The 24316-nt window shown below is 64.7% G+C and carries 21 protein-coding genes; 11 read left to right on the forward strand and 10 right to left on the reverse strand.

What is annotated here, in order from left to right; genetic code table 11:
* Positions 1-48 precede the first annotated feature (48 nt).
* Positions 49-1407 (reverse strand): MmgE/PrpD family protein, encoded by a 1359-nt coding sequence (locus ACSBOB_RS03580; RefSeq protein WP_442581096.1) that lies wholly within the window; start codon positions 1405-1407, stop codon positions 49-51.
* Between the two features lie 189 nt (positions 1408-1596).
* Here ACSBOB_RS03580 and ACSBOB_RS03585 point away from each other — a divergent pair, with 189 nt between their 5' ends.
* The 4 genes from ACSBOB_RS03585 to ACSBOB_RS03600 all read left to right on the forward strand — a co-directional run bounded on the left by ACSBOB_RS03585 (position 1597) and on the right by ACSBOB_RS03600 (position 6293).
* Positions 1597-2826 carry an ABC transporter substrate-binding protein gene (locus ACSBOB_RS03585; RefSeq protein ID WP_442581097.1) on the forward strand — a complete coding sequence of 410 codons (1230 nt, stop codon included), beginning with the start codon at positions 1597-1599 and terminating at the stop codon, positions 2824-2826.
* An 83-nt stretch (positions 2827-2909) separates the two neighbouring features.
* Positions 2910-3791 (forward strand): branched-chain amino acid ABC transporter permease, encoded by an 882-nt coding sequence (locus tag ACSBOB_RS03590; protein WP_442581098.1) that lies wholly within the window; start codon positions 2910-2912, stop codon positions 3789-3791.
* Entirely contained in the window at positions 3788-5593 is a 1806-nt protein-coding gene (locus ACSBOB_RS03595; RefSeq protein WP_442581099.1) for a branched-chain amino acid ABC transporter ATP-binding protein/permease, read from the forward strand. The genes ACSBOB_RS03590 and ACSBOB_RS03595 overlap by 4 nt, the downstream gene beginning before the upstream one ends.
* A complete protein-coding gene (locus ACSBOB_RS03600) occupies positions 5586-6293 on the forward strand; it encodes an ABC transporter ATP-binding protein (protein WP_442581100.1) in 708 nt (235 codons plus the stop codon). The genes ACSBOB_RS03595 and ACSBOB_RS03600 overlap by 8 nt, the downstream gene beginning before the upstream one ends.
* A gap of 136 nt (positions 6294-6429) precedes the next feature.
* On the opposite strand, the gene ACSBOB_RS03605 is transcribed toward ACSBOB_RS03600, so the two are convergent.
* The 5 genes from ACSBOB_RS03605 to ACSBOB_RS03625 form a co-directional block, all read right to left on the reverse strand.
* Positions 6430-7209, reverse strand: coding sequence for an IclR family transcriptional regulator (locus ACSBOB_RS03605; protein WP_442581101.1), 780 nt, complete (start codon positions 7207-7209; stop codon positions 6430-6432).
* Between the two features lie 70 nt (positions 7210-7279).
* Positions 7280-8878: a bifunctional 3-(3-hydroxy-phenyl)propionate/3-hydroxycinnamic acid hydroxylase gene (locus ACSBOB_RS03610; RefSeq protein ID WP_442581102.1), complete on the reverse strand. Its 1599-nt coding sequence runs from the start codon at positions 8876-8878 to the stop codon at positions 7280-7282.
* 31 nt (positions 8879-8909) lie between these two features.
* A complete protein-coding gene (locus ACSBOB_RS03615; protein WP_442581103.1) occupies positions 8910-9761 on the reverse strand; it encodes a fumarylacetoacetate hydrolase family protein in 852 nt (283 codons plus the stop codon).
* Between the two features lie 26 nt (positions 9762-9787).
* A complete protein-coding gene (locus tag ACSBOB_RS03620) occupies positions 9788-10627 on the reverse strand; it encodes a VOC family protein (RefSeq protein WP_442581104.1) in 840 nt (279 codons plus the stop codon).
* A 152-nt stretch (positions 10628-10779) separates the two neighbouring features.
* Positions 10780-11709: a LysR family transcriptional regulator gene (locus ACSBOB_RS03625; RefSeq protein ID WP_442581105.1), complete on the reverse strand. Its 930-nt coding sequence runs from the start codon at positions 11707-11709 to the stop codon at positions 10780-10782.
* 134 nt (positions 11710-11843) lie between these two features.
* Here ACSBOB_RS03625 and ACSBOB_RS03630 point away from each other — a divergent pair, with 134 nt between their 5' ends.
* The 7 genes from ACSBOB_RS03630 to ACSBOB_RS03660 are packed head-to-tail and all read left to right on the forward strand — an operon-like array spanning position 11844 to position 22023.
* Positions 11844-12896, forward strand: coding sequence for a sugar ABC transporter substrate-binding protein (locus ACSBOB_RS03630; RefSeq protein WP_442581106.1), 1053 nt, complete (start codon positions 11844-11846; stop codon positions 12894-12896).
* Positions 12893-14437 carry a sugar ABC transporter ATP-binding protein gene (locus ACSBOB_RS03635; protein ID WP_442581107.1) on the forward strand — a complete coding sequence of 515 codons (1545 nt, stop codon included), beginning with the start codon at positions 12893-12895 and terminating at the stop codon, positions 14435-14437. Before ACSBOB_RS03630 ends, ACSBOB_RS03635 begins: the two co-directional genes overlap by 4 nt.
* Positions 14434-15435, forward strand: a complete 1002-nt coding sequence (locus tag ACSBOB_RS03640) for an ABC transporter permease (protein WP_442581108.1) — start codon at positions 14434-14436, stop codon at positions 15433-15435. Before ACSBOB_RS03635 ends, ACSBOB_RS03640 begins: the two co-directional genes overlap by 4 nt.
* Positions 15436-15463: 28 nt before the next feature.
* Entirely contained in the window at positions 15464-17572 is a 2109-nt protein-coding gene (locus ACSBOB_RS03645; RefSeq protein ID WP_442581109.1) for a hydantoinase/oxoprolinase family protein, read from the forward strand.
* Complete coding sequence (locus ACSBOB_RS03650; RefSeq protein WP_442581110.1) at positions 17569-19728, forward strand: hydantoinase B/oxoprolinase family protein; 2160 nt, start codon at positions 17569-17571, stop codon at positions 19726-19728. The genes ACSBOB_RS03645 and ACSBOB_RS03650 overlap by 4 nt, the downstream gene beginning before the upstream one ends.
* Positions 19729-19769: 41 nt before the next feature.
* Positions 19770-20531: an SDR family NAD(P)-dependent oxidoreductase gene (locus ACSBOB_RS03655; RefSeq protein ID WP_442581111.1), complete on the forward strand. Its 762-nt coding sequence runs from the start codon at positions 19770-19772 to the stop codon at positions 20529-20531.
* Positions 20532-20571: 40 nt separating this feature from the next.
* Positions 20572-22023, forward strand: a complete 1452-nt coding sequence (locus ACSBOB_RS03660) for an aldehyde dehydrogenase family protein (protein WP_442581112.1) — start codon at positions 20572-20574, stop codon at positions 22021-22023.
* Positions 22024-22040: 17 nt separating this feature from the next.
* On the opposite strand, the gene ACSBOB_RS03665 is transcribed toward ACSBOB_RS03660, so the two are convergent.
* The 4 genes from ACSBOB_RS03665 to ACSBOB_RS03680 form a co-directional block, all read right to left on the reverse strand.
* On the reverse strand, positions 22041-22541 hold the full coding sequence (locus tag ACSBOB_RS03665; protein WP_442581113.1) for a MarR family winged helix-turn-helix transcriptional regulator: 501 nt from the start codon (positions 22539-22541) through the stop codon (positions 22041-22043).
* 52 nt (positions 22542-22593) lie between these two features.
* Positions 22594-22884, reverse strand: a complete 291-nt coding sequence (locus tag ACSBOB_RS03670) for a YciI-like protein (RefSeq protein ID WP_442581114.1) — start codon at positions 22882-22884, stop codon at positions 22594-22596.
* A gap of 67 nt (positions 22885-22951) precedes the next feature.
* Complete coding sequence (gene maiA / locus ACSBOB_RS03675) at positions 22952-23602, reverse strand: maleylacetoacetate isomerase (RefSeq protein ID WP_442581115.1); 651 nt, start codon at positions 23600-23602, stop codon at positions 22952-22954.
* The gene (locus ACSBOB_RS03680) at positions 23599-24300 is read right to left on the reverse strand and encodes a fumarylacetoacetate hydrolase family protein (RefSeq protein WP_442581116.1); all 702 of its coding nucleotides are present in this window, start codon (positions 24298-24300) and stop codon (positions 23599-23601) included. The genes maiA and ACSBOB_RS03680 overlap by 4 nt, the downstream gene beginning before the upstream one ends.
* Between the last annotated feature and the right edge of the window lie 16 nt (positions 24301-24316).

A 24316-nucleotide genomic window follows, 5' to 3' on the forward strand; every position in this document is an offset into this window, starting at 1 on the left:
GGGGCAAACCGCCTTCCGCCGTCACGTGCCGGACCGAATGCGGCTCAGTCAGCTTGCAGCATGCCGGGTGCGCGGGTTGAAGAGATCGATGACATTGGCGATGTCGGCGCTCGGAAGGTCGTCGGCGAAGGCCTCGAGCCGATCGTAGATCGATGACGGCAGGCCCTGCTCGGCGCCGAGGCGGCGAACCATTCCGGCGGCAGCATCGCGGCCATAGGCATAGTCGGCGGCAGTCATGATCTGATCATGCCGCAATGTCTCTCCGGACGTTGTCTTGACCTCGATGATGGTCGAGAGGTTGGCCACACATGGATCGGTCACCACCTCTATCTTGCTCGACAGTAGCGCCACGGCCTCGTCGTCGTAGGTCGTCATCCGGCGCATGTCTGGCGCCCCGTACAACAGCGTTGTGGCGATGCAGAAGGGGACGCTCATCAACGTACCCGAAACGGTGGCGAAGGGACCGTATTCGAGCATTCCAGGGTAGCCTGTCTCATAGGCATTCATCCGTACCGTCACGGATTGCGGCGCCTGGCCGGCAAGTTTCGAGCGCATCGCCAGTGCCGCCTCGACGGGTGTCTGGTTGAAGGCGCAGACGGGATAGGGTTTGAACGTCACCCTTTCGATCGCCCAGTGGCGACCCAGCGAGCTTGCTAGTGCCTCGACATCGCAACCATGCCGCGCGAAGGCGTGCACGAAGCCAGCCTTGCCCTCGATCGCATTTGGGGCCGATACGGAACCGGCCGCCGCGAGCATCGCGGCGCGAAGGCCGGTGGCGGCGGCTATGCCGACCTGATAGCGCCACTCGTCCGTCCCGTCGTTGAACGATTGCAGCGTTCCGCCCGTGAACGAGGCAGCATTGGCGATCGCCGCCGCCATACGGTCCTCGTCGAGCCCCATCAGTCGGCCGGCGGCGACCGCCGCGCCAATTGTTCCGTAGAGAATGGATGCCCGCAGCCCCATCGGCGCTGTCGTCGAGCCGTAGGCACCATCGAGCAGACCGGCGATTTCGTAGCCCGCAAGAAGCGCCGGCAGGAAGCGGTCCATCGGATATCCTTTGATCTCGACCAGGGACGTCAGCATCGGGATAACGACTGCGCCCACATGCGCGGTGCCGCAGGTGTCCTCCTGCGCACGGCCATGAAACAGCGCCCCGTTTGCCGATAATGCGCCGACCAGCGCGGTTCGCCGACCGTCCCCGAGAACCGTTGCGCCCTTCTCTACCTCCCCCTCGACATCGAAAGCGGCCCTCGCGGCCACGCTCCAGTAGGGCGTGTCAAGTCCGGCCAACGCGATGCCGAAGCCATTAACAACGCAGGCCCGCAACCTCTCATTGGCGGATGCGGGGATGGTGGAGTGATCGAGCCTCGCCACGAAGCGGGCGATATTTGCCGAAAGTGTCATCATCCGGCGCTTCCTACCGTGTGGTACAAAAATATTCTATCTGGTCCGGCGGTGCGATCAAGCCCAGAAGACGAGGATTCGAGCTTGCGATACGCATCAGAATGCTGCAATACTCATTGGTAATAATGTCTGTGAAACAAGGTCGCCCTGTCGACACGGACTGGAACGTCGAACCAAGGTGGGAGGACCTGAATGACGACCGTATCACGCCGCAACCTTATGCTGTCCGCGACTGCCGCGGGCCTCGCGACCCTCCTTCCGGGGCGGATCACGGCGGCCCGGGCGCAAAGCGCCGACACCATCCGGCTGGGTCTCACGACCGCACTTACCGGCCCCTACAACGAATTCGGCGAAGGCTGCAAACGCGGCTTCGACCTCGCGATCGAGCTGTGGAACGCCGCCGGGGGCATCAACGGCAAGAAGATCGAGATCGTCACGGCGCTCGACGACCAGATGGTTCCCGACCGCGCCGCGCAGAACATGCGCCGCCTGCTCGACGACCCCACGCTCGTCGGCATCCTCGGCCCCGCAGGCAGCGGTGCGACGATGGCCGTGATCGATATGGTGACCGCCGACGGGCGGCCCTATGTCAACGCACTGGCGCAAGCCACGCCGGCGACCTATCCCGACGGCATCGACAAGCCGCCGCGCGCCAACGTGTTCACCTTCGGCATTCTTAGCCCGGTCGAAGCCAAGGTGCTCGGCGCCTACATCGCGAAGTCCTACAAGAAGATCGGGCTGATGCACGAGAGCACCGCTTATGGCGTCTCGGGCCGCGATACCCTCTCCAGCGTCATCAAGGCAGCCAATGGCGATGTCGAGATCACCGCTGAGGCCTACAACCAGCGTGCGACCGATGTGACGGCCCAGTTGGTGCGCATCCAGCGCGCCGACGTCGAGGCGCTGCTGGTCGTTGGCCTCGGCACCGACCTCGTGAACATCCGCCGCTCGATGCTCCGGCTGGGCCTCGAGCTGCCGCTGGTGACCAGCGCCGGCGGCCTGTCGCTGCCCTACTTCGAAGGCGCGGGCGAGACCGCAGTCGGCACAATCGCACCGATGGTCTCGGTGCTGGTGCAGGACAACCCACGCCCAGCGGTGACGCACTTCATCGAGGAGTACAAGAAGAAATACGGCACCGACCGCTACTGGGGTCCGGACCCGGAGCGTCCGCAGCTGCAGATGTCGCTGATCGTCATCCCCGCCTTCGACGGCGCCAACGTCCTGTTCGAGGGCATCAAGGCTGCGGCCTCGACCGAGCCGGCGAAGGTGATTGCCGCGATCGAGGGGCTGAAGGACCTGCCCGGCGTTAACGCCGTCTATTCCTTCACCGCCCAGCAGCACCATGGCATCCAGCCAGACGCGCTCTCCATGCTGCGCGTCATCAAGAAGGGCGGCGGCATCGGGCTGGAAGTCCTGAGCTGACCACATCGAACCCGATGATGCGCCAGGGCCGCAAAGCTGCGGCCCTGTGCCCATACGCCCCTCCTTTCCATAGGGTATAGTTGGTGACGTTCGTCCTTACGCTGGTGATCGCGGGCCTCAGCGTGGGCTCGATCTACGCGCTGATCGCGATCACGCTCAACCTGACATTCTGGACCACGAAGACCGTCAATTTCGGCCAAGGCGCCGTGCTGATGCTGTCGACGATGGGCACCGCCTTCCTGGCGCAGTCGGGCGTGCCGTGGCTGGCCGGCCTTCTGGGCATCTCCTTATCCGCGATGGCGATGATCCTGGCCGAGCGCATCAGCGTGCGTCCGGCGCTGCGTATATCCGGCAGCATGGGCTGGGCCGTCTCGACGCTCGGCTTCGGCATCTGCATCCAGGGCATCGTTTCGAAATACCTCGGAGCACAAGCTGTCGCCTTTCCCGACGTGGTGCTCAGCGCCACGACCTTCGTCAACGTCTTCGGCCTCCGGATCGGCGCGCAATACCTGGTGATCCTGGCCTTCTCCATCACCACGATCATTGCCCTGGACCTGCTGCTGAAGCGCACCGTATGGGGCAGCGTGGTGCGCGCCGTCGCGCAGGATCGCGAGCTGGCCAGCGTCTTTGGCATCCCTGTGGCGCGGGTCGTGACGATCTCGTTCGCGCTGTCGGGCGCACTGGCCGGCATCGCCGGCATCCTGACGGCGCAGATCATCGGCACCGTCGATCCCGCTTTCGGCTTCAGCCTGCTGATCTCGGGCTTCGTCGCGGGCGTCATCGGCGGCTTCGGCAGCAATTGGGGTGCCCTGGTCGGCGGCCTGCTGATCGGCGTGATCGAACAACTGGTCGGCGGCTTCGTTTCAGCGGCCGCGGGACACGGCCTCTCGCTGGCGCTGCTGATGATCGTTCTTGCATTTCGCCCGCACGGCCTGCTTGGCCGCCCGGAGCTGGTGAAGCTATGAATGCGCTCCGGCAACTGCTCAGCACGATCTTCTGCAATGCCTACGCGGTGGGCGCGATCTGCGTCGTCCTGTGGATCGCTGCGCCGCACATGTCCGAGGCCGCGCGCCAGATGGTCTCCTTCGCCATCGTAAACATGCTGCTGGCGGCATCCATCAACCTGCTCACCGGCATGGTCGGGCAGATCTCGCTGGGCCAGGCGGCGTTCATGGGGATCGCCGCCTACACCTCGGTGCTGACCGTCAAAGCGGGGCTTCTGCCGCTGTGGCTGTCCATCCCGGCGGGAACCGTGCTCGCCGCAGGCGTTGGCGTGTTGCTGTCCATTCCCGCGGGGCGGGTGCGCGAGTTCTATCTCGCCATGATGACGCTGGCGTTCGGCATGATCTTCGTCGAGATCATCCGGGAGTTCGAGTGGATCACCGGCGGCGTCATGGGCGTGACGGGCATCCCCTCGCCGCAACTGCGCAATCTGGAGGTCTTCGGCCAAAGGGTGACGACCGACGACTATCTGCGCCTGCTGATCGTCATCGGCGCGGCCACGGTCTATGCCCTCAGCCGCTTCACGCGCAGCCGCTTCGGCCGCGCCTATTTCGCCGTGCACGAATCGGAGCCGGCGGCTCGCAGCATCGGAATCGGCAGCGAAGCGATAAAGCGGCAGGCCTATGTGCTGAGCGCCGGACTGGCGGGCCTCGCGGGCGGGCTTTACGGCCATCTCGTCAGCTATATCGGGCCGGAGAGTTTCGAGCTGCATCGCTCAATCGAGATACTGGTCATGTCGGTGATCGGCGGTCTCGGCTCGCTCGCAGGCCAGGTTCTGGGAGCCGTGGCGCTGACCTGGCTGCCGCTGCAGCTCGAAGCCTTCAACGACTACAAGTTCATCATCTACGGCGTCGTGCTGGTGGCGATCTTCGTCGTCATGCCAAAGGGACTGGCCGGGTTGCTGCTGCAGCCGCCGCGCTTCATCGACGCGCGGATCAAAGGCAGCACATCGGTCGCATCCGGCGCGGTCATCGCCGAGCGCACGCCTGGCGAGACAGTGCTGACATGGCGCAACGTGCGACGCGATTTCGCGGGGCTGACGGCCGTAGCGGATTTCTCCATGGACCTCCGCAGCGGCGAGGTGGTCGCGCTGGTCGGGCCTAACGGCTCCGGCAAGAGCACGATGGTCAATGTGCTGACGGGTGTCTACGCTCCGTCTGCCGGAGACATCATGCTCAAGGGCCGTAGCATCGGGGGACTGTCCAGCGATGCGATTGCCAAGCAGGGCATGGTCCGGACATTCCAGGATCCGCGGCTGGTCGGCCGCTTCACCGTGCTTGAAAACGTGCTGCTGGGCGGCCATCTCGCAAGCCGATACGGAGTCGTCGAAGCAATGACGGGCCTCGGCAGGACCAATGGTGACGAGCGCGAAGCGATCGAACGCGCCCGCGCCGTCATCGCGTTGATGGACCTGACCGGGGTGGCCGAGCACGTGCTAGAGACACTGCCCTACGGCTATCGCCGCCTGGTGGAGGTGGCGCGCGCTCTGATGGTCGATCCGGACGTCGTGCTCCTCGATGAGCCAGCCGCCGGACTTTCCGAAGTCGAGATCGACCGTCTCGGGAGCATCATCCGGATGCTGCGGGACCGGGGCGTGGCAGTGCTTATCGTCGATCACCACATGGATTTCCTGGCAACGCTCGCCGGTTCCGTCGTCGTCCTCGATTCCGGCAACGATATCTATCGCGGAACCATGGAGGGGATGCGCCAGGACGACCGCGTCGCCGAATGCTATCTGGGGAACTTTCAGGACACCCATGCTTGAGGTTCGGGATCTGGGCGTCTCCTATGGCGCGGTGCACGCCGTCCGCAAGGTGTCGATCATCGCCTCGCCGGGACGCATCACTGCCATCTTCGGCGCCAACGGCGCCGGCAAATCGTCCGTTATCCGGGCCATCGTCGGGCTGGTGCCGTCGACCGGCACGATCACGATGAACGGGCATGAGCTGACCGGCCTGCCACCGGATCGCCGCGCGAGCCTCGGACTCGCCTGCGTGCTGGAGGGGCGACGCCTGTTCCGCGATCTCAGCGTCGAGGAGAACCTTCAGGTGGCATGGAGCTTCGGCCGTCGCCGCGAACCGTTCGCGGCGATGCGCGACCTTGCCTACGGCCATTTCCCGATCCTGGGCGAGAAGCGCCACATTCCATCGGCGCTGCTCAGCGGCGGACAGCAACAGATGCTTATCATATCGAGCGCGATGATCCGCTCGCCCGACTGCCTGCTGCTGGACGAGCCGTCGCTCGGCCTCGCGCCGGTCATTGTCCAGCAGGCGTTCGAGTTCATCGTCGAGGCGAACCGCCAGCAGAACACCACGATCCTGCTGACGGAGCAGGTGGCAGCGCTTGGATTGCGGATCGCCGACTATGGCTATGTGATGCGCCAAGGCGCCATAGTGCTGGAGGGCGACAGGGCCTCGTTGTTGGCCTTGCAGCATGACAGGAAGCTCGCCGAGGCTTATTTCTAAAGCATTGACCGGCTTTGATGAGTCGAAAGTGATTTGGGGGAGGCGCCCCTCCAACCGCGGTGAGAAGTGCACGACCCGACGGTGGATCGTCGAACTGCAGCCGGCTATTGCATTCTGGTCGGCCGTGATCTCGCCGTTAATCGAAGGATCCGATGGTGGGCGCCAAAGCCGCTTGAAACGAAGTGTCTTCACCCAGACGTTTTGCCGTGGCTCCAAGAAGCGAAATCAGGGCAGTCCTCGTCGCATCACTGAACGAGGAATTCTCAACGACAATGCTCAAGCTAGCGACCAGAGCCTGGCGCGGAGACGAGACCGGTACTGCGATGCCGACCAGTCCGGCGTCGACTTCGGCGCGCGTGATGGTGTAGCCACGCTTCCTGATCAGCGCCAATTCGTCGCGCAGTCCGGGCAGCTCATCGGATCGGATATGGCCGGAACGAATCTCTATGTCGAGCAGCCTGACGAGTCGCCGGGCAGGTAGTTGCGCAAGAATCGCCTTGGACGTCGCGCCTCGCGTCAGCGGCCTCGGCCGTCCCCGCTCATAGCTCGTGTGAACCGACCTCTCTTGCGTCGAAGCGTCGGCGACGCACATGACCGTGGTGCCGTAGAGGCGGGCAAGCACCGTCACACAGGCGATGCCGGCCTGTTCCGCCAACTCGGCGAGCAAGGGCTCGCCGGCCCTGAGCAGAGGATCCGTCATGCGGATGAGACGGTCGAACTCGATGAAGGACGGTCCCAGCCGGCAACGTCCGTCGGTCGCGAGTTCCAGGAAGCCGTCTCCGCTGAGATCGCGGACTGTGCGATAGATGGTGCTTTGCGGAATCGCGAGCTCCGATGCGATATCCGCGATCGTCCAACTGCTTCTGGTCTCGCTGAAAAGGCGCAGCACATCGGAATACCGCTTCATCCCCGACATCGAACTGTTCCACGCCTTGTCCAGATGGCCGCAGGCCGGTCGTTCCGCACCATATCCATTCCGTTCGTCGTCACGCCTTGTCGTTCCGCGGCGCGGTTATCTTGTGGATCATGCCTGAGAGTCTCTCCGCCGTTGCGAGGGGCACCACCGCGGCCGTGTAGCGATCCCTGCGCAGAAGCAGCGCGTGTTCGAGGCAGGGCCGCATTAAGCCCGAACCGAACAGGTTCGTCACGTCGCGGTAGACCGGGAAGGATGATGACTGTGGATTGAGCCATTCGGGCGTGATGCCGACGATGGAGGCACCGGCTTCCCGGAGCCCATTCGCGGTGGCACTGTCGAGGGCGCGATCCGGATACTGCGAATAAACCAGGACGACGGGACGATCCGGCAAGGCAGCGTCGAGCAGAAAGCGAAGCCGGTTCTCGTCTTCGACGATGGGCTGCGGCAACAGTCGCCCAACCATGGCCGCCGCCGGGGCGCGGCTGTCGGGCCATATCAGGCCCGCTCCAAAGCGGGGCCTGGGCTTGTAACGCATCTGCGCCACATAATCCCGTGCCGGCGGATAGAGGCTCAGAAGCCGGAAGCCGGTGCGCGTCAATGCCGCCCTGATCGCGGAGGTAGGCATCATGATGCGCCCCATGCGCAGCGCCAACTCGATCATCGCCCATGCATGTGGCCGGCGCTCGATCTCGTAGCTGTCGAGAAGAGTGTCGGCGTCGGCCCCTGCGACGACCTCGGCGAGCTTCCAGGCCAGATTGTGCGCATCGCGCAGCCCGCTGTTCATGCCCTGTCCGGCGAAGGGCGGGGTGAGATGGGCGGCGTCGCCGGCGAGCAGCACGCGCCGCTCGCGCCAACGCTCCGCCAGCCTGGCATGGAATGCATAGACGCGGACACGGCGGAATGCGGCGTCGCGGTCGGGACCGACATCCGCAAGAAGCGTGCGGACGAAAGCCTCATCGGTGCAGCTTGCCTCGTCTTCGCCGTCAAACAGCATGAATTCGTAGCGGCGGATGCCGTTCGGCCCCGGCAGCGAGATGCATGGGCGCTTCGGATCGCAGTAGACCTCGGTATGCCTGACCCTGTTGGCGGTACGGACGAGGTCGACGATCAGCCAGCGCTCGGAAAAGCTCGATCCGGCCATTTCGATGCCGAGTGCCTTGCGTACCGAGGATCGCCCTCCGTCGCAGGCCACCATATAGCGGGCGCGGATGGTGCGCTCGCCACCTTCAACACGATCCACTCGGGCGATCACCTGGTCGTCGTCCTGTGTGAAGGAAGCCAAGGTCGTGGAAAAATATTGCCTGACATTCGTATAGCGGGACAGGCCGTCGCGCAGCAGCGCCTCGAGTTCCGGCTGCTGGAAGCCGGTGCGCTTGTCGAAACCGTATTCCGTCGATGCCGGTTCGACAGAAGCGAACTGCCGGCCGCCAGGCGACAGATAGCGCGAACCGTAGCCGCGAGCGGCGATCCCAGCGAATGCTTCCGCAAGGCCGATGGCCTGCATGGTGCGCATCGACTCATCGTCGATGGACACCGCACGAGGTTCGTCGACGGTCGCCGTGTTCCGTTCGACGAGCGCGATCGTCAGGCCCATGCCGCCGAGCAGATTGGCCAGCGTCAGGCCGGTCGGCCCGGCTCCGACGATCAAAACGTCGAGCACCTCGCTCATCTCGCGAGTTCCAGTCGTCGGTTCACGACGCCTATTCCTCGACGCCGATGGAGTTGACCAGCCTGCCGATGCCGGGGATATCCACTTCGAAGACGTCGCCGGCCTTCATGAACAGCGGCGGCTCCCTGCGGTCGCCAACGCCGCCGGGAGTCCCTGTGATGATCACGTCGCCAGGCTCCAGCGGCGTGAAGCTGGAGCAGTAAGCAATGAGGCGGGGTATCGGGAAGATCAGATCCGCGAGGCTCGCCTGCTGCATGACTTCGCCGTTGAGCCGGCCGGTGATGGAAAGCGTGGTGTAGTCGTCGATTTCGTCCGCCGTGACGAGCGCCGGCCCGAACGCACCCGTCGCGGGAAAATTCTTGCCCGGTATGAACTGATGGGTATGCCGCTGCCAGTCGCGAACGGTGGCATCGTTGTAGCAGGCATAACCGGCGACGTGGGCCATCGCCTGGTCCTCGGAAACATAGCGTCCGCCTCGGCCGATGACGACGGCAAGCTCGGCTTCGAAATCGAGGGCGTCGGAGACGCGGGGTTTCAGGATCGGCTGGCCATGGGCGATCTGTGTATCGGCAAAGCGTGTGAAGATGGTGGGATATCTGGCGTCCGGGCGCTTGGTCTCGGCCCGATGCGTCTCGTAGTTGAGGCCGACGCACAGGATCTTGGCGGGGTCCGGTATCACCGGCAGCAAGGCGACATCGGCAAGCGTCATCTCCGCTTGCCGGTCTTCGGCGTAGCGATCCAGAAAATCGAGATGACCGCCGAGGAGCGCCTGCCGGATCGTCGTGACATGAGGCGCGGCCCTCGAAGTCAGGTCGACCAGGCCGCCATCGACGAGTGCGCCAAAGCCGGGCGAACCGCGGCGCGTGAAGCTTACGAGTTTCATGGATATGTCCTTCGAAGGAGAGTGGATCAGGAACGCAGGATCGCCTTGCCCCACAGGTTGAGCGTGCGCGGCTCCTGCGGCCAGTCCTTGACGGGCCGATCGTGGACGACCTCCATCTCGGCCGACACTTCGATCCAGTTGCCGTCCGGGTCCTCGATGAAGATGAAGAGGTTGTTGCCGGGGCCATGCCGCCCTGGCCCCCACATCAGGGGAATCCGCCGCTCCCCGAAGCGATCGCACCAGTCGCGGATCGTGTCCCATTCCCCGGCTTCATAGGAGTGGTGGTCGACGCCGCGGCGGTTCGATTTGAAGCAGGCGATGGTGTGATGCTCGTGGTTCGATCGCACGAAGCACGTCGCGAGCGTGCCATCCTCGTGGACGACACGGTCGGACAGGGCAAAGCCGAGCTTGTCATGGTAGAACGCAGCGAAGGCTTCGACGTCGAACGATGCGAAGGTAAGATGCTGGGTCGGACCGCGCAGTCCGTTGCGCTTAACGGTGTCGGGCCGGGCAAGGCCAAAACAGATCAGGTGGCTGTCCGGGTCACGCACCGCGAAGGCGCCGTCGAGAAAATAGGGCGACGGACTTTCAAGAACTGACAATCCTTCGGCCACGGCGCGCGCCTTGAGTTCCTCAAGCCCTTCCTTGTCGCGGCACGCCAGCCCGGCGTAGGCGAGTTGCCTGTCCGCGCCATTTTTGACGATCACGCGCCGGTCGGGACCCTGGCAGCGCCATTCATCCTTTGCGTACCGCTCGGCATCCATATCCATCGCGTCACGATAGAAACCGGCAAGCCGCTCCGGGTCGGAACTTTCGAAGGCGAGATGATGCAGATACGCTCCGGCGCGAACCGCTGTGAGGCTCATCGAATGCTCCGTTCTGGGAAAGACAATGCTTACGGAGATTAATTATCATATTTTGATAATTTAGCAGCGCTCGACTTTTCAGGGCTGCGCACCATGGCCTTCGCCGGAGCGCAATCCTTCCCCGATCCGCAAACGGAGATGACATTTGGCTCCTATGCCGGGATGCCGTCGATGGCAGCGTCGCGGACGAAATTCAGCAGGCGAGCCTGAAGCGCCGAAAACGTCTTGCCGCGGCGATGAACCAGGAACATCGGCACGGGAAGGTTGAGATCGGGTGTCTCGACCTTGCGCAGCAGCCCCCGTTTGAGTTCGTCGCGCACCGACGTTTCCAGAACGAATGCGACTCCCGCATGATTGCGCACGGCCTGCTTCATGGCTTCCGGGTGGCCGAACTCGAGCACGATCCTGTTGCGGACGATACCGTAGGCACGAAGCGCGTCGTCCTCGAGCTCGCGCCGCACCTGGTTGCGGGGCGAGGTGATGAAGGGAAGATTCGCAAGCGTTTGGATGTCGGCGGCGTCGCCGATCAGCGTCGAATCCGGCGCGGCGACCAGCACGAGCTGTTCCTCCCAGATTCGTTCGACATTCAGCCCGTCGACATCGTGCCGCGGATCCAGGATGCAAAGCGCGAAGTCGCACGAGCCTTCGCGCACCGAATCGGTGACGGCCCTCGGATTGGATATCTGCAGGGCGATCTCGCCGTGCGGATTGCTTTCGCGAAACAGGGCGAACAGGCGCGGGAGCACATAGGAGGCGACCGTCATCGACGCCGCAACCACCACGCTGCCGACTGCCGTGTCCGTCGCGGCCGAGAGTTCGCGTTCCAGCTCGCGCGTTCGCGTCACCACCTCGTTCGCCCATTTGAGAACCCGCTCGCCGGCTTCCGTGAGGGCAATCCGCCTGCCCTGGCGGACGAAAAGGCGAACCCCGAGCTTGTCTTCGAGGAAACGCAGATGTGCCGTCACCACGGGCTGGGCAACGCCCATGCGCTCGGCGACGCGCGTCACGCTCTGCATCTGGCAGACCATGCAGAAGATCTCGAGCTTATGGAGGGTCGCCTGGGATGCGAATATGCGCTGCATGGTGGCCCCCATTTCCATAAGAATCCTACTATGGATCGTATGTAAATTATATATTTTTTTTACGAAGAACGCCTGCCTATAGATGTTTCAGGAACAAGCCGCGATTGCTTGATCGAGCCATTTGGGAGGATGGGATGAGATATCTGAAACACACCGCCGCAGCGTTGCTCGGCGCCGCTGTTCTCGCTGCTATGCCAGCCCGTGCCGACCATATGTCCGTCGAGCGCTGGCGGGCCGCCCTCACAGCATGGCCCGGCCCCAACGCGCCGGTGAAGGCGGAATCAGGCAAGACCGTATTCGTCGTCACCTGCGCATCCCAGGGTATCGGCTGCGTGCGTGCTGCCCAAGGCGTCGAACAAGCCGGAAAAGTTCTCGGCTGGACGGTTCAGGTCATCGATGGGCGCGGCGATCCCGGCGCCTGGAATGGCGCGATCCTGTCGGCGATCGCGGCAAAGGCCGACGGCATCGTTCTTGCGGCCGTGCCGCCGATGCTGGTTGGCGACGCCCTGCAGCGCGCCAAGGATGCAGGGATCGCCGTCGTCTCGGTGTTCAATCCGAAGCCAGCCGACGAAGATTCGATCTTCGCCTACGTGCGGCCGGACCACCATGCCCAGGGCGAACTCGCCGCGAACTGGGTGGCGGCCGACAGCGGCGGCGATGCGAAGATCCTTCTCATCGAGGATAAGCAGTTTCCAGAGCTTGCACAGCGTGTGGACGGCTTCCGCGAAGCGCTCGCGGCCTGTGCGAAATGCGAGATCGTCGAATCCGTGGAGTCGACGATCGGAACGATGGCGCAGCGCCTGCCGGGCGCCGTGGCGGCGGCGCTCAGTCGCCATCCAGATGCCGACTATGTGGTCGCGCCTTTCGATTCGAACGCGTTCTTTGCCGGCGAAGGCGTGCGGCAGGCAGGTCGCTCCGACACGATCAAGGTCACCGGCTATGAGGGCGATCCGCAGACCATCGAGGCAATCCGGGCCGGCGGGCAGGCGATGACCATCGCCAACCCGGCGGAATGGATGGGCTGGCAGGCGACCGACGAACTGGCCCGCGCCTTCAGCGGCGGCACGGCCGCCAATGTCCCGGTTCCGTTTCGCCTGATCGACGGCGACAATGTTCCGCAGACAGCCGGCTGGTTGGGCGATCTCGACTATGCCGCTCAGTTCAAGACGCTCTGGGGCGTAAAGTGACAGCGCACGACCCGGTTCTCCGGGTGCGTGGCGTGGAGAAGTCCTTCGCCGGCGTACGCGCCCTCTCGGATGTCGACCTCGATGTCGGGCCTGGTGAGATCCACGCGCTTCTGGGGGAGAACGGCGCTGGCAAGTCGACGCTCATCAAGGTGCTCGCCGGTGTCCATCGCCCCGACGCGGGTTCCATCGACGTCAATGGTACGAGGCTGCCTGCGGGATTCGGCCCGCGAGACGTGGCAGCGGCGGGACTCCGCTTCGTCCATCAGGATCTCGGCCTCGTCGACGGCATGACCGTCTTCGAGAACATGGCGTTCCAGACCGGCTTCAGCAAACGCTTCGGCCTGATCGATGACACGGCGACGGCCGCGACCGTCCGTGAGCAACTTGCTCGCCTCGGCTCGACCGCGGACCCTCGGGCGCTGGTTGGCGACCTGCCGCAGGCGGAAAAGGCGATCGTGGCGCTGGCGCGGGCCATGCAAGGCGAAGCACGCCTCATAGTACTTGATGAGGTGACTGCCAGCCTTCCCAGTCCTGACGCCGCGCGGGTCCACGCCGCTGTGCGGGCGGCAAGTCGGCGCGGCGTTGCGTTTATTTACGTCTCGCACAGGCTCGAGGAGATATTCGCCCTCTGCGAGCGCGTGACCGTGTTCGCCGATGGCAGGAACGTCGCCGCCGCACGCATCTGCGATGTCGACATGGACATGCTGGTGCGCTGGATCGCCGGGAAATCGGTGGCGCGCGGACGGCGGGGCGCCGCAAGGCCGGCAGTCACCAGCGCCGTCCGTTTGTCAGCGGTCGGGCTGGCAGGAACAGGCGTGGACGGAGTGCTTTCCATCGACGTCCGCGCCGGCGAGATCGTCGGCGTGACCGGCAGCCGTGGGTCCGGTTATGAACGGCTCTGCCGCTGGCTGGCCGGCCTCGAGAAGCCCGTCCAGGGAGAGATTCGCATAGACGGGAGTTCCGTCGAGACGGGATCGCCGCGGCGCATGCGTGACGCGGGATGCGAAGTGATCCTGGGGGACCGGTCCGAGGCCGCCTTTCCGGACCTTAGCGTGCGCGAAAATGTGTTTCCGTCGGCGCTGGGCGGCGGTGGTGCGCGCGGCCCACGTCATGAACAGACAGTCGCAGCCTCGGTCCTGACGCGGTTCAACGTCCGTCCCGCTGGCGCCGGCGAGGCGACAATGATGGGTCTGAGCGGCGGCAATCAGCAGAAGGTTATCTTCGCCCGCGCGATGGGCGGGGTGCCGAAGGTCATCGTGCTGATCGATCCGACGGCGGGCGTCGACATCGGCGCACGCAGCGAACTGCATGCATTGCTGCGATCGGCCGCGCAGGCCGGAGCCGCGGTTGTGCTCGGCTCCAGCGACTTCGAGGAGATTGCCGGAACGGTCGACCGGGCGCTGGTCATGCGCGCGGACGGCGAAGCGGTGATGCTGGAGGGCGAAGAACTCGGCTGGGATCGTCTGTTCAAGGAAGCACATGGCGCGGCTCACATCCCTGCCGGAGGCGAGCGTTCGGCGATGCATGGAGACATGCGATGATGACTTCCGAAACGTCTCCCGCGCCAGCCTCCTACAACGACATGCTGGCTCGCTTCCTGGTCAAATACAGCCTGCAGTTGCTGTTCCTGGGGGTTGTCGCGATCTTCTCGCTCGCCTTGCCTTCGAGCTACCCGACGCTACTCAACGCCCAGACGATCGCCGCCACCAACGCTGTTCTGGCGGTACTGGCGCTCGCAGCCATACCGGCGCTGGTGACCGGGCAGTTCGATCTGTCGATCGGCTTCCAGCTCGCACTTGCCCAGTCGCTCTGCGCCGGCCTGATCATTTATCAGGGGCTGCCGCCGGCCGTGGCGGTGGCCATCACCCTTTCGGTCTGTCTCGCGCTTGGCCTCGTCAACGGACTGCTGGTGGCGTGGGCGGGATTGAATGCCTTCATCACGACGCTCGCCACTGGCATCGTCATCCAGGGTGTCGCTCAATGGTATACGGACGGCGGCTCGATATTCGGCGTCATGCCGCCGGCCTTCCTGGCCTTCGGCCGGGGCCAGGTCGCGGGCGTCCCGCTGCCGCTCGTCTACGTGCTCGTTCTGGCGCTGCTGCTTTGGCTGCTCTACCGCTATACCGACTGGGGCCGCCGCTGCTTCGCGATCGGTGGAAACGCCCGCGCCGCGCATCTCATGGGCATGCCCGTCAAGGGCATCGTGGTGCAGGCCTTCGTGCTGGGCAGCCTGCTGGCGGCACTCGCCGGTGTTCTCTCGGCCAGCATCCTCGGCTCGGCCAATCCCAACATCGGCGTGAACTTCCTGCTGCCGGCCTTCGCCGCGGTCTTCCTCGGCGCCGCACCGGTCGGCCCCGGCCGCTTCAATGCCTGGGGGACGGTCGTGGCGGTCTACGCGCTGGCCGCGGGGATCGCCGGGCTGCAGCAGATGGGCGCCGCCTTCTATGTCGAGCAGTTCTTCAGCGGCGGCGCCCTGCTGATCGCCATTGCCGCGGCACGCTGGATGGCGCTCCGGCGCGTCCGCAGCCTCGCCAGGTAGGGTGGACGGAATTCAAGGGAGGAATGACATGTATCTCGGAGTTGATATCGGGGGAACGTTCACCGACCTCGTCCTCCTGGACGAGACGGGCGAACTCACCACCACCAAGGCGCTCAGCACTCCGGGCGAACTGGAAAAGGGCGTGTTCGCCGCTGTCAGCGATGCGGCCGCCCAGCGCGGCATGACGGCCGAAGAGCTTTTGGCGCGCGTCAGCAGTTTCGGGCACGGAACGACGCAGGCGACCAATGCGCTGATCGAGCGCGACGGTGCGCGCACCGGCCTGCTCGCCACGCGCGGCTTCGGCGACACGCTTGCGCTGCAGCGCCTGATGGGTTTCACCGCCGGCGTTCCGTCTGATCGGCTGGGTTGGTACAGCCGACGCCGCCATCCGGACCCGATCGTGCCACGGGCGTTGGTGCGCGAGATTCGCGAGCGGGTCGATCATGCAGGGCGTATATTGGTCGCCATGGACGACGAGGATGTGCACCAGGCGGCGCGCGAGCTCCGCGATGCCGGCGTCCAGACATTTGCCGTCGCGTTCCTCTGGTCCTTCCGCAACCCGAAGCATGAGCGCCGCGCCGCCGACATCATCTCCGAGGTCTGCCCCGGCGCCTATATCAGCATCTCCAGCGAGGTTGCCCCGGTCATCGGCGAGTATGAGCGGACAGCCACGGCCGCGCTCAACAGCTATCTCGCGCCGAAGGTCGTCTCCTATCTCGACGACATCGAAGGACTGCTGCGCCAACGCGGCCTAAAGGGAGCATTCTCGATCCTCAACAGCGCCGGCGGGGTGATGCCCGTTGCCGAGGCGGCGCGGCGTCCCGTCACGCTCGTCACCAGCGGCCCGACCGGTGGAGTGATGGGTTCGCTGCATCTCGCCAAGGGGCTCGGCTATCGCAACATCATCACCACCGACATGGGTGGCACGAGCTTCGACGTTGCCATCATCGTCGACGATAAGCCGCTGCTGTCGGCCAACCACGAGGCCGGCGGTTTCCACATATCCACGCCGATGATCGACATCCGCGCCATCGGTGCGGGCGGCGGGTCGATCGCGCGCGTCGAGGACGGCCTGCTTCGCGTCGGCCCTGACAGCGCGGGGGCGCGGCCGGGCCCCGTCTGCTACGGCCGCGGCGGCAAGCTTGCCACTGTCACCGATGCGGATGTCGTGCTTGGCATCATCGATCCCGCGACCTTTCTCGGCGGTCGCATGAAGCTCGATCGCGAAGCAGCCGCGAGCGCGATCGGTGAACAGATCGCCCGGCCGCTGAACCTTACGGTCGAGGAGGCCGCGGCAGGCATCCGCCGCATCGTCGATGCCCAGATGGCCGACACATTGCGCGAGGTTACCATCGGAAGGGGCTTCGACCCGCGCGATTTCGTGCTCTTCGCCTATGGTGGCGCGGGTCCCGTGCATTGCGCAGGCTACGGCGCCGAGCTCGGCGTGCAGAAAATCATCGTGCCGGTCACCAGCATGGCGCACTCGGCCTACGGTGCGCTGGCGGCGGACGTCCAGCATTCGACCGAACGCTCGTTGCTGATGCGCGGCGGCGGTGGCGGGCATCCGATGACGGCCGGGCTCGACGCGGCGGCGATCGAGCGCGCCTTCGCCGACCTGGAGGCGGATTGCCTCGCTGCGATGAAGCGGGCCGGTATAGCGGACGGCGACGTCCGCCTGGCACGCACCGTCGATCTGCGCTACCGGCGCCAGACCAACGATCTGATGATCCCGATGCCGGACGGCGGCGTCAACGATGCATCGCTGCAAAACCTCGTCGACCGCTTCGAGGAGACCTACGAGCAGGTCTACGGCAAGGGCTCGGCGTTCCGGCCCGCGGGCATCGAACTCACCAATGCCCGCGTCGAGGCCTTCGGCAAGACAAGACGGCCAGACGTCAGGGTTACCCTCTCCGCCGGCAATGCCGGGCTGGGGAAGCGGAGGCTCTTCGAACCGGTGGCGAACCGCTGGATGGAGGCATCTGTCTGCAACTGGCGCGATCTCGTCGTCGACCAGAGCATCGAAGGCCCCGCGGTGATCGAGCATCCCGAGACCTCCGTCTTCGTCGCGGCCAGCCAGGTCGCCCGGCTCGACGCCAACAGCAACATCATCATCGAAGCCGGGAGCAACGGCAAATGACCAGCGCAGCCGAGAGAAAGGCCGATGCCGGGCAGAGGATTGACGCCATCACCTTCGAGGTGGTGCGCAACAAGCTGCAGGCGATCACCGAAGAGCAGGCAATCACGTTGAAATCGGTCTCCGGGTCACCGGTGGTGACCGAGGCCACGGATTTCAACAATGGTCTCTATCTGGCCGACGGCTCGATCGTCACCATGGGGCCGCAGGTGATCTTCCACACCGGCACCATGTCATCGGTGATCCGGTCGATCATCAAGGATTACTCGAAGAACCCGGGCATCAGGCCTGGCGATATGTTCATTCTCAACGATCCCTACCGGGGTGCGATCCATCAGCCCGACGTGTCGATTGTCGCGCCGATATTCGTGAAGGGGCGTCACATCGCCTGGGCTGGCTCCTGTGCGCATCAGCTCGACGTCGGCGGCATGAGTTTCGGGAGCTGGGCCTTCGGCGCAACCGAGATCCAGCAGGAGGCGATGCTTTTGCCGGGCATCAAGCTCGTCGAAGGCGGGGAACTGCGCGAAGACCTTTGGCAGATGATCATGGGCATGACCCGTCTGCCCGAGGTCCTCGGTCTCGATCTGAAAGCGATGATCGCCGCCAACAACGTGGCCGCGAAGCGGTTGACGGAACTGATCGAGCGCTACGGTCTCGACGATGTCGAGGCGATCATGCAGGCCGAGATCGCCACGTCGGAACGGCAGTTGCGGCAGACCCTTGCAAAGCTTCCGGACGGGACGTTCCGCGCACGCGACTATCTTGAGCACGACGGACATTCCAACGCGCTCTACGAGGTCTGCGTCACCGTCGACAAGCGGGGCGACGAGATCACCTTCGACATGAGCGGAACCTCGCCGCAGGCTCCCGGTTTCATCAACTGCACCGAGTCCGGCCTGCGGGGAGCGGTTCTGACGGGTCTTCTGCCGATCCTGGCTCCCGGCATCCGCTGGAACGAAGGCGTGATGCGGCCGGTTACCATCAAGGCGCCGCAGGGAACGCTCTGCAGCGCCTCATGGCCATCGCCCACGTCGGCCGGAACGGTGTCCGCGGCCTGGGTCGTCCAGAACGTCGTGGTCGCCGCGCTGTCACGCCTCGTCGCTTGTTCGGATGAGTTTGCCGGTGAAGGGCAAGCGGTCACCAAGGGTCACATGATGGTCATGACGCTTGCCGGCAAAGACCGCGAGGGCGCCCCCTTCGGTACGTTCCTGCTCGACTCGACGGCCGGCGGAGGCGGTGCCTTCGCCGATCACGACGGCCTCGACGGTTCGGGCGACTATGTCGTGCCGCGGCCTTGCATCGCCAATGTCGAGGCGAACGAGGCGGCAGGCCCCTATCTCTACCTTTTCCGGTCGTTCGTGCCGGACACGGGCGGTCCCGGCCGGTCGCGCGGCGGCGCAGGCACGGCGCTGGCCATCACACCTTACGAGACCGCCGGGCTTTCGGCCATGATGGTCGGCCACGGCGTCGAGGTGCCGAATTCTGCGGGCCAGTTTGGTGGGCTACCGGGCTCCTGCGGCCGCAATTTCCTGCGCCGCAATGCGGGGTCGACCAGTGAGATCGTTGGATCTGCCGGGCGCCTAGGCGATATCGTGGCGCTGGGCATCGAGAACCTGGGGGCGAAGCCCGGCCATCTGCCGGTCGGACTTGGCGATGTGGTCGGTTATGCCTTTCAGGGCGGAGGCGGTTACGGCGACCCCATCCGGCGAGAGCCGGAGCGTGTTCTTGCCGACGTGCGAAACGGTCATGTCTCCAGCGAATGGGCGCGACGGCTCTACGGTGTGGTGCTTACAGGCGACACGGTCGATGCCGCGGCGACACAGGCAAGGCGCCTTGACATGCGTTGCGAACGGCTCGGCGGCGCCAAGCCTGCGGCGGCTCCGGGAACCGCGAAGGGGCCGCTCAAATCCGATATGCGGGTGAACGGCAGGCATCGCTTCGAATGTTCGTGCGGTGCCGATTTTGGTCCGGCGTCGGGAGACTGGAAGGCGCATGCCAGGAGCCGCGTCGTCGCGGAGGGAGCCTATGGGCCGCATATCCGGCTCCATGCCGAACTGGAAATCCGGGAGCATGTCTGCGGGGCATGCGGCGCCCTGCACGAATCGGAAGTGGTCCGAACAGACGAACCTTCTCTCGTCACCTTCACCCTTGTCGTCTGATCGAGGCCGGCGCCGCGCCGGCAAATTCTGGAGTTGAGCAAATGGTCCGTTATCCCTCGACCGGTGGCGTTATCGTCACCGGGGGTGCCCAGGGCATTGGCCGCCGCATCGTCCATACGCTGGTATCGGAAGGTGTCGACGTGACGATCGCCGACTGGAACGAGGAAAAGGGCACGGCGGTCGCCGAGGAAACGTGCGAGGGGGCGGGCCGGCGGCTTTTCGTGAAATGCGACGTTGCCAGCCGCGACGATTGCGAGCGGGTGGCAGCGGAGACGGCCCGCGCCTTCGGCGGCATCTTCGGCATCGTCAACAACGCATCGATCTTCTCGACCCTTTCCATGCGTCCGTTCTGGGAAATTCCGGAAGACGAATGGGATCAGGTTTTCAACGTCAACCTCAAGGGCGTCTGGCAGATGACGCGGGCGGCCCTGCCCGAACTGCGCGCCGCCGACCGCGGCAGCATCGTCAACATCTCGTCCAGCACGGTCCATCTCGGGCGGCCGAACTATGCGCACTACGTGTCGTCGAAGGCAGGGGTCATCGGCCTCAGCAGGGCGATGTCGCGTGAAGTCGGCGCTTTCGGCATTCGGGTCAATTCCGTGACGCCCGGCCCGATCTTCACCGAAGTGCCGCGCGCCACCGTCACCGAGGAGCAGAAGCACCAGATGATCGGCATGCAGAGCCTCAAGCGCGAAGGCGGACCACAGGACATCGCCTCGGTCGTTGCCTTCCTGCTGTCGTACCAGAGCGCGTTCATTTCGGGCCAGACGCTCAATGTCGACGGCGGCATGGTGATGCATTGAGGTCGCGCGCGCTGCGCGGTCAAGGTTGAGGAGAGTTCCGATGGGATACGTCACGAAAGCCGATCGCATGCTGATCGGCGGCGAACTGGTCGCCAGCGAAAGCGGGGAATGGGACGAATCCATCAATCCCGCAAACGAGAAAGTGATCGGCCGCTGGCCCGCGGGAACCGCCGGCGACGTCGAACGCGCCGTGACGGCTGGCGAGGCCGCGTGGCCGGCATGGGCGGCGAAGTCGCCCTACGAGCGCGGCGAGATCATGCGCGAATTCGGGCATCGCCTGTCGGAGCGCGCCGAGGAAATCCTGCATGTCGAGGTCGCCGATACCGGCAACACCATCACGCCAATGCGCGGCGACGTGCGCATAGCAGTGGAGAGCCTGAATTATTACGCTGGTCTTGCACATGAGCTGAAGGGCGAGACGTTGCCTTCGACGTCGCGCAATCTTCACCTCACTTTGCGCGAACCCTATGGCGTGGTCGCCCGGATCGCGCCATTCAATCATCCGTTGATGTTTGCCGTGGCGCGCACGGCCGCCGCGCTGGCCGCGGGCAACGCGGTCATCGTCAAGCCGCCCGAGACCAGCCCGCTCTCCGCGATGGTTCTGGCCGAGATCGCCCGGGAAGCGCTGCCGGCGGGCGTGTTCAACATCGTCACCGGCCATGGCCGAACGGTCGGCGACGCCATCGTGCGTCACCCGCGGATCAAGCGCATTGCCTTCATCGGCTCGCCCGAGACCGGCAGGGCGATCCAGCGCGCCGCCGCCGAGGTCGCTGTCAAGCACGTGACGCTCGAGCTTGGCGGCAAGAATCCGATGATCGTCTTTCCGGATACCGATCCCGACGAGATCGCCAGGGCGGCGGTTGGCGGCATGAACTTCACCTGGCAGGGGCAGTCCTGCGGGTCAACCAGCCGGCTGCTGTTGCATGAGGACATCCATGACGCGGTGCTGGAACGGGTCGTGGCCCGCGTCGCGTCCCTGCGGGTCGGCGACCCGATGGATCCCGAGATCAATATGGGACCGCTCAACTCCGCCCAGCAACTGAAGAAGACGCTCGGTTTTGTCGATACGGCGCAACGGGAAGGGGCACGGCTCATGACCGGTGGCCGGCGCCCGACGGGCAGCGGCTTCGAGCAGGGATTCTGGGTTGAGCCGACGGTCTATGCCGACGTGAAACCCGGCATGCGACTGTGGCAGGAGGAGGTCTTCGGGCCGATCCTCTCCGTCGGGCGCTGGAGCAGCTTCGAAGATGCGGTGGAAAAGGCTAACAGCACCGAATACGGGCTGACGGCGGCCATCTGGACGAAGGATATAGGGAACGCCCTGAACATGGCGCGCCGCGTACGGTCCGGACATCTGTGGATCAACGGATGCAGCAGCCATTTCCTCGGAGTGCCGTTCGGCGGCATGAAGAACAGCGGCGTCGGCCGCGAGGAAGGCATCGAGGAGATGTTCAGCTATACCGAGGCGAAGACCATCAACGTCATGCTGTAGGAGCGACGGGTCGTGAACTACGGCAGACGATGGGGAGCGCGGCTGTGCACGTTGTTCTCGTCGGCGATCTTGGAGAGCAGCGCGATCAATTGTGTTCGCTCGCGTGGCGTGAGCGGCGAAAAGATGCGCTCCTGGACCGTCCGTACGCTGGGCAGAACCTTTCGAAGCGTCGCGCGACCATCATCGGTGATGTCGACGATCTTCGAGCGCTTGTCCTTCGCGGATTGGCTGCGCGTGGTCAGGCCGCGCTCCTCCAGCTTGGTGAGCACCACCACGATCGTGGTGCGGTCGAGCGCCGTCACGCCACCAAGGCGTGCCTGGTCCATCGCTCCAAACCGGTCGAGCGCGGCAAGTATGCTGAACTGCAAGGGTGTGAGATCGAAGGCCCTGCATTCGTCGAGGAAGATTGCAACGCCAATCTGCTGACATCGGCGCAGAAGGTGACCGGGCATCGACAGGAAATCCGCTTCGGCTTCTTCCGGCAATGACGTTTCCTGTCCACTGATCGCTGGTTGCATCTCGCTCCGGTTCTCAATACGCCCCTGCCCGCTTCGCTCAAGGCCTATCAGGCTATGCGGGATTGTTGAAAGCCCACGACCATTGCCTGATGTCGACCGACTGGAAAAGATCGGCCCTGGCGAAGGGGTCCTGGCTGCCTATCGCCGCCGCCTCGGCTCTATCCGCCGCCTCGATCACCACCAGACCGCCATTTGGCTTGCCGTCGTCGTCGAAGAACGGCCCGGCAAATTTCAGCTTGCCGGCTTCGTTCAGTGTCTTGAGGAACGCGACATGATTGGCCCGCACGTCCATCCGTACATGCAGATGCTCGGGCTTGTCCTTGCAAATGAGTGCAAACAGCATCGATTGATTTCCCTCGTCCTCAGGTGATTGATGCGGGCGCGGGCCCGACGCAGGACAGGCCGATCGTTCATTCGGCGTCCGGCTGCCTCTCCGGGAGGGCTCTGGCGAAGGCGTCCAGCGCGGCGCAGGCGTCGAAGATGCGAGCGATCGTCGGATAGGATGCCATTTCGATGCCGAACCGCCTGTTGTTGAGCACCTGCGCATAAAGGCAGACGTCGGCCAGCCCCGGCGTGTCGCCGTGGCAGAAGCGGCCGGTCCGCGGATCGCCGGCAAGCATGACTTCCAGCGGATCGAAGGTCTCCCTGACCCAGTGCCTGAACCAGTCGGCGGTCGCGGCGTCGTCTGCGCCGAACGCCGACTTCAGATGGGCGAGAACGCGCAGATTGTTGACCGGATGGACCTCGCAGGCGATCGCATAGGCGAGCGCTCGCACGCGGGCTCGCGCCCGGGCGGTATCGGGCAGGAGCGGCGGCTCCGGATGGATTTCGTCCAGATATTCGATGATCGCCAGGGACTGCGTGAGCACGCTGCCGTCCTCGAGTTGAAGGGACGGAACCAGACCTTGCGGATTGATCGCAAGATAGGACTGCGATCGCTGCTCGCCCTTCCGCAGATGATAGGCGACATACTCGTAGTCGAGCCCCTTCAGGTTGAGCGCGGCCCGGAGCCTGGTCGAGGTCGACGAGCGGAAATAATTGTGCAGGACGAAGCCACTCATGCGGGCTTTCGCACCCCGATGATGGTGGTCAGCGAGCCTAGGCCCTCGATCTCGACCACGCAGACATCGCCTGGCACGAGCGCTCCGACGCCCGCTGGCGTGCCGGTGAAGACGAGGTCGCCGGGCTCGATCCGCACCGACCGCGACAGGATCGAGATAATCTCGGTGACCGACCAGATGAGGTCGGCGACGTCGGCGTCCTGCTTGCGCTCGCCATTGACCGCAAGCCGGATAAAACCCTTGCCGATATGACCGATCTCGCCGACCCGGTGGATCGGACCACAGACGGCGGATCGATCGAAGGCCTTGCCCCAGTCCCAGGGCCTGCCCTTGTCCCGCGCCTCTAACTGCAGATCGCGCCGCGTCAGGTCGTTGCCGACCGCGTAGCCGTAGACATGGGCCAGCGCGTCGTCGTTCGCGATGTCCGAACCGGCCTTGCCAATGGCGACGACGAGTTCGCCCTCGAAATGGAAGTTGCTGGTCAGCGGGGGATAGGCGACCGTCTCGCCGTCGCCGACGATCGCATCCGCCGGTTTGGTGAAGAAGAACGGAGCTTCGCGCTCCGGATCCTTGCCCATCTCGCGGGCGTGAGCCGCATAGTTGCGGCCCACGCAGAAGATGCGACGTACCGGAAAACGTGCGGGTTCACCGGCGACTGCGACACTCGCCGTCGCCGGCGGGGGGAATACGAAATTCATGGGATGCCTCTTCGAT

The sequence above is a fragment of the Mesorhizobium sp. KACC 23794 genome (assembly GCF_052180275.1).
Lineage (GTDB): Bacteria > Pseudomonadota > Alphaproteobacteria > Rhizobiales > Rhizobiaceae > Kumtagia.